8 protein-coding genes are annotated in these 5,505 nt (G+C 59.9%); 6 read left to right on the plus strand and 2 right to left on the minus strand.

Annotation, left to right across the window (positions count from 1 at the left end):
* Nucleotides 1-337 precede the first annotated feature (337 nt).
* The 5 genes from AC1DLB_RS19930 to ada all read left to right on the plus strand — a co-directional run bounded on the left by AC1DLB_RS19930 (nt 338) and on the right by ada (nt 3,510).
* Complete coding sequence (locus AC1DLB_RS19930; RefSeq protein WP_477785501.1) at nt 338-640, plus strand: DUF1883 domain-containing protein; 303 nt, start codon at nt 338-340, stop codon at nt 638-640.
* Between the two features lie 28 nt (nt 641-668).
* A complete protein-coding gene (locus AC1DLB_RS19935; RefSeq protein ID WP_086945763.1) occupies nt 669-839 on the plus strand; it encodes a hypothetical protein in 171 nt (56 codons plus the stop codon).
* Between the two features lie 129 nt (nt 840-968).
* Nucleotides 969-1,679, plus strand: coding sequence for a 2OG-Fe(II) oxygenase (locus tag AC1DLB_RS19940; RefSeq protein WP_477743153.1), 711 nt, complete (start codon nt 969-971; stop codon nt 1,677-1,679).
* The gene (gene alkB / locus AC1DLB_RS19945) at nt 1,669-2,349 is read left to right on the plus strand and encodes a DNA oxidative demethylase AlkB (RefSeq protein ID WP_477785502.1); all 681 of its coding nucleotides are present in this window, start codon (nt 1,669-1,671) and stop codon (nt 2,347-2,349) included. The genes AC1DLB_RS19940 and alkB overlap by 11 nt, the downstream gene beginning before the upstream one ends.
* 87 nt (nt 2,350-2,436) lie before the next feature.
* On the plus strand, nt 2,437-3,510 hold the full coding sequence (ada, locus tag AC1DLB_RS19950; protein ID WP_477785503.1) for a bifunctional DNA-binding transcriptional regulator/O6-methylguanine-DNA methyltransferase Ada: 1,074 nt from the start codon (nt 2,437-2,439) through the stop codon (nt 3,508-3,510).
* Here the strand turns inward: ada and AC1DLB_RS19955 are convergent.
* The gene (locus AC1DLB_RS19955; RefSeq protein ID WP_477743155.1) at nt 3,474-3,962 is read right to left on the minus strand and encodes a GyrI-like domain-containing protein; all 489 of its coding nucleotides are present in this window, start codon (nt 3,960-3,962) and stop codon (nt 3,474-3,476) included. The genes ada and AC1DLB_RS19955 overlap by 37 nt on opposite strands.
* Nucleotides 3,963-4,023: 61 nt before the next feature.
* On the minus strand, nt 4,024-5,007 hold the full coding sequence (gene acuI / locus AC1DLB_RS19960) for an acrylyl-CoA reductase (NADPH) (protein ID WP_477743156.1): 984 nt from the start codon (nt 5,005-5,007) through the stop codon (nt 4,024-4,026).
* A 214-nt stretch (nt 5,008-5,221) separates the two neighbouring features.
* On the opposite strand from acuI, the gene AC1DLB_RS19965 reads away from it, so the two are divergent.
* Nucleotides 5,222-5,505, plus strand: a 284-nt coding sequence (locus AC1DLB_RS19965) for an NAD(P)H-dependent flavin oxidoreductase (RefSeq protein ID WP_477785504.1), incomplete at its 3' end; no start/stop codon positions are given.

Consider the following 5,505-nt stretch of genomic DNA (forward strand, 5'->3'; position numbering starts at 1 on the left):
GCGTACTCATGGGGTTTCTTGCCTGAAATCACGTTCATGGTAGGCAACGACGCAGTGATGTCCGAGACCGTCGCACATCCACCCACTGCCAATACAAACGGCACGACCAGAACACCCCATTTCATATGAAACCTCCGATAAAGACCCTCCGACAGCACAAATGCTGTTTTTCTCCAAGGCTCCCTGCTTTTATCGCTCATAGAATTCCAAATAACTGTTTTTAATTGTCAAAGCGGACCCCGACAGCCAGATAATAACCTGTTCGGGCTGATAAACTGCGCCAATCGCCCATGCTATCGTTTTGATTTTGTAGAAAAAGCCCTTCTGGAGGCGCCTCATGAAATTTATCCACCAGCGCGAGCACCTCAACGAAGACGACATCGTCGTCATTCAGTGCTCCCAAATGTGCAACATCCGCTTGATGAACGACGCCAACTTCCGCAGCTTCAAGAACGGCGGCCGTCACACGTATCACGGTGGCGCATTCGACACCTTCCCGGCCCGGATCACCGCGCCGAGCACCGGTTTCTGGAACATCACCATCGACACGGTCAACCGCCGGCCGATCAGCGTGACCCGCAAACCGACCCTGACGCACTCGATCRAGATCATCCGCCGCTCCAGCTCGAAGCTGAGCTGAACCCACACCAGAACAGGCAGGTATGACCGTGGCCCAGACGACCAAATACGTCATCAAATACAAACTCAACGGCGAACGTCGCTTCGAATTCGCCCAGCTTGAAAACGGCACTGCAGAAGAAGCCAAGGCTGCGCTGGACAAGCTGCATGGCCAGAGCGAAGACGTCATCAGCGAGATCAGCGTCAGCAAAGCGCTGTAACGCGATCTGGAGCGACAACATGGACGTCTGCTCCCCTCTCGCGAATTCGACCGCAAGCGCCGGAGTGCCCGCGCTCGCAACGCTCTCTAAACTGGCCGCCTCGACCTTTTGGTCAAGGAGTCAGAACCCTTGCTTACCGATCCGATTCACCACGATGCCCTCGACTGGGGCGCGCTTACGCAGCAACTCGACCAGGATGGCTGCGCGATCATCAAATCGCTTTTAAGCCATAAGACCTGCGATGAAATAAGCGCCCTGTACGACTGCCCCGAACCCTTTCGCTCGAAAGTGGTGATGGCGCGCCACGGTTTTGGCCGTGGCGAGTACAAATACTTCAGGTACCCGCTGCCGGATCCGGTGGCCCGATTGCGCAGCGCGCTCTACCCTCGACTGGTTCCCATTGCCAATCGCTGGTACGAATGCATGGATCTGCCGACCCGTTTCCCCGAATCCCACGAAGCGTTTCTGCAACGCTGCCATGCCGCCGGTCAGGAACGCCCGACACCTTTATTGCTGCAATACGGCACGCAGGACTACAACTGCTTGCATCAGGATCTGTACGGCGAACACGTGTTCCCGCTGCAAGTGGCGATTCTGCTGTCAGAACCGGGAGAGGACTTTACCGGTGGCGAATTTGTGCTGACCGAACAACGCCCACGGATGCAATCGCGCCCGCAAGTCATCGGACTGAAGAAAGGTGACGCGTTGATTTTTGCCGTGAATCAGCGCCCGGTTAAAGGCGTTCGCGGCTATTACCGAGTGACCCTGCGTCATGGGGTGAGTCGCCTGCACAGTGGAAAACGGCATACCCTTGGAATCATCTTTCACGATGCGTTATGAGCCCATGAACCCGATCACCTTCGATCTGTTTGCCGACGCAGAACCCGAGCAGCAGCCCAGGCGCGAGCAGATTGGCGAACAATCCTACGTCCTGAGGGGCTTTGCCCTGCCCTGGCTCGACCGGTTACTACCGGCGCTGGAGGCGGTTCTGACAGCGGCGCCGTTTCGGCAGATGGTCACGCCCGGTGGCTTTACCATGTCGGTGGCCTTGAGCAGTTGCGGCACCTGGGGCTGGACCACCGACCGCAACGGCTACCGATACACCCGCAACGATCCGCAGACCGGCGCGCCCTGGCCTGAAATGCCCGAGGTGTTTTTCGAACTGGCCCAGGCGGCGGCGCGAGAAGCAGGGTTTATGGCGTTCGTACCGGATTCCTGCCTGATCAACCGCTATGTTCCCGGGGCCAGGATGTCGTTGCATCAGGACAAAAACGAAAACGCCTACACCGCCCCCATCGTGTCGGTGTCTTTGGGGTTGCCGGCGACGTTCCTGTTCGGCGGCTTCGAACGCAACRCCAAAAGCCAGCGGGTGCCGCTATTTCACGGTGATATCGTGGTTTGGGGCGGCGTGGACCGTTTGCGTTACCACGGCGTATTGCCGATCAAGGAAGGCCAGCATCCGCGGCTGGGCGAACAGCGGATCAATTTCACTTTTCGTACTGCGCGATGATGCAGTCGAATTCGACCGCAAGACCCGGAGTGTGGCGTCGGTGCCGGCTGGTTAATCTGCATGAAACGGGTCAACGGACATGAAGCCATGACAACTCAATCGCCAACAATCGCCACCGAAAACGATCCTCGCTGGGCCGCCGTGGTCGCGCGCGATCCACGTGCCGACGGGCAGTTTGTGTATGCGGTGRAAACCACCGGTATCTACTGTCGCCCCAGCAGCCTGGCACGCCTGCCGAAACCGCAGAACGTCGAATTCTTCGACACGGCCGAGCAAGCTCAGGCGGCGGGTTATCGCCCCAGCAAACGGGCCGCGAAAGATCACAGCGACGTCGCCGCGCAACACGCCGCGACCGTGGCCGCCGCGTGCCGTCAAATCGAATCCGCCGAAACGTTACCGGCGTTGAATGAACTGGCGGATGCAGCCGGTTTGAGCAGTTTCCACTTCCACCGCGTGTTCAAGGCCATCACCGGCCTGACGCCCAAGGGCTACGCCACCGCCCATCGTTCACGCAAGGTTCGCGAGCGCCTGACCGATGGCGGCACGGTTACCGATGCGCTGTATGACGCCGGATTCAATTCCAACAGCCGTTTCTATGAGGCGGCGGATCAATTGCTCGGCATGACACCCGGGGACTATCGCGCGGCCGGGCAGAACAACGACATTCGCTTTGCCGTCGGCCAGTGCTCTCTGGGAGCGATTCTGGTGGCACAAAGTGAGCGCGGAGTCTGCGCGATTCTGCTGGGCGACGACCCGCATCAACTGGTCTGCGACCTGCAGGACAAGTTTCGCCGCGCCAACCTGATTGGCGCCGATCACGAGTTCGAGCAGTTGATCGCCAAGGTCGTCGGCTTTATCGAAGCCCCGGCCCTCGGCCTGGATTTGCCGCTGGATGTACGCGGCACAGCGTTTCAAGAGCGGGTATGGCAAGCCCTGCGGGAGATTCCCGCCGGTAGCACCGCCAGTTACGCCGATATCGCTAAGCGCATCGGCGCGCCGAAAGCCATGCGCGCCGTGGCCCAGGCCTGTGGCGCGAATAGTTTGGCGGTGGCGATCCCTTGCCATCGCGTGGTGCGCAGCGACGGCAACCTGTCGGGTTACCGCTGGGGCGTGGAACGCAAGCGTCAGTTGCTGGAACTTGAAAACGCGTCCGGGTCCTGAATGCCGATATAGACCGCCACGGACTCAGGCCCGGTGTAGACCTCGAAGTCCGTGGCGAACTTGCGGCGAACCAGCGGGTTGTCCTCGAAGTAGGCCCAGATAAAGCCCCAGGCCTGAATGACGCTATCGGGCATCGCCCCTTTGGCGCTGAACACCAGGTAATCGCCGCCCTCAACCTGAATTTGCGCAAAGCCCTCGGAGGGCGCGGTGACTGCCACTCCCGCGGTCACATCGAAGTGGCCCGACGCGTCGGACTCGTAGTTGGAATACACGCCGTACATAAAGGAATCCGGTTGTTTGTGGGCGATCTTGTCGAAAATATCCTCGACGAAAAACCGTTCCCACATAGGGCCGATACGTGCGGTATCCGGCTGCTGCTCTGCTGCATTGCGGGTTCGCACCTGCAAACCCGAGACGCTGAAGGGCTGCACTTCGCGCAGTTTTACATCCATTGGTCGATATTCCTTGTTGCTACAGTTTGTCTGTTTGATTGATTGATTGATGCTGAAACGATCAACGATTGACGTCGACCACCACCCGGCCGCGCAACTGCCCGGCAAGCAAGCGCGGCGCGGCGTCGATGGCTTCGCTCAAGCCGATTTCGTGGCTGATCAGCGGTAGCAAGGCGAAATCCAGGTCCTTGGCCAGGCGATTCCAGGCCAGTATCCGCCGGGCTTTGGGTTGGGTCACGCTGTTGATCCCGGCCAGGGTCACGCCGCGCAATATGAACGGTGCGACGGACGCCGGGAAGTCCATGCCCTGGGCCAGGCCGCAGGCGGCGACGGTGCCGTTAGCCTTGGTGCTCGCACAAGCGTTGGCCAGTGTGTGGCTGCCGACCGAGTCGATCACCGCTGCCCAACGCTCCTTGGCCAACGGTTTGCCCGGCTCCGATAACGTGGCGCGGTCGATGATCTCACTGGCGCCCAATTGCTTGAGGTAGTCGTGTTCGGAGGTGCGGCCGGTGGAGGCCACCACGCGATAGCCGAGTTTGCTCAGTAGCGCGATGGCGAAACTGCCTACGCCACCGTTGGCGCCCGTCACCAGTACGTCGCCCTGTTCGGGACTCACGCCGTTGTGCTCCAGCGCCAGGATGCTCAGCATCGCCGTGTAGCCGGCCGTGCCGACGGCCATCGCTTGCGCGGCGGTGAACGCCTTGGGCAACGGAATCAGCCAGTCGCCATTCACGCGAGCTTTCTGCGCCAGCCCGCCCCAGTGTCCTTCACCCACACCCCAGCCGTTGAGCAGGACTTGATCACCGATCTTGTAGTCCGGATGACTGCTGACTTCGACGGTGCCTGCCAGATCGATCCCCGGCACCATCGGGAACTTGCGCACCACCGGGCTGCTGCCGGTGATCGCCAGGCCATCCTTGAAGTTCAGCGTGCTGTACGCCACACGCACCGTCACATCGCCCTCGGGCAATTGATCGTCAGCGATCTCTTGCAGCGTGGCCCGGTAACCGCTGTCATCTTTGTCGATCAGAATGCCTTTGAACATCACTGCCTCCTGGTGGAATCGTTCAGTTGTCGTGCTGTTGAAATAACACAGGGAACCCCATCACCGTACCCGACTTTAAGCCAATCCCCATCGGCTGGCGCCTTGCGGATCATCCTGTACGCATTAAAAACTCGACTGGCCTTGCGCCAGGCATTACTGATACAAACTTGCTTCTACCGTCCCTGCCCTGTTTCGACGTCGGAGAACACTGCACATGAGCCAATGGCCAGACACCCGCATTCTTGACCTGCTCGGGATCGAGCTGCCGATCATCCAGGGCCCTATGGCCGGCGCGACGACTTCGGCCATGGTGATTGCTGTGTGCAACGCCGGCGGCCTCGGCTCCATGCCCGCCGCAATGCTGAGCATCGAGCAGTTGCGCGAAGAACTGAAGACGATTCGCCAACACACCCAGCGTCCGTTCAACGTCAATTTCTTCTGCCACCAACCTCCGCCGCCGGATGAGCAGCGCGCCCGGGATTGGAAAAACCTGCTGGA

The sequence above is a fragment of the Pseudomonas sp. 05N434 genome (genome assembly GCF_056396965.1).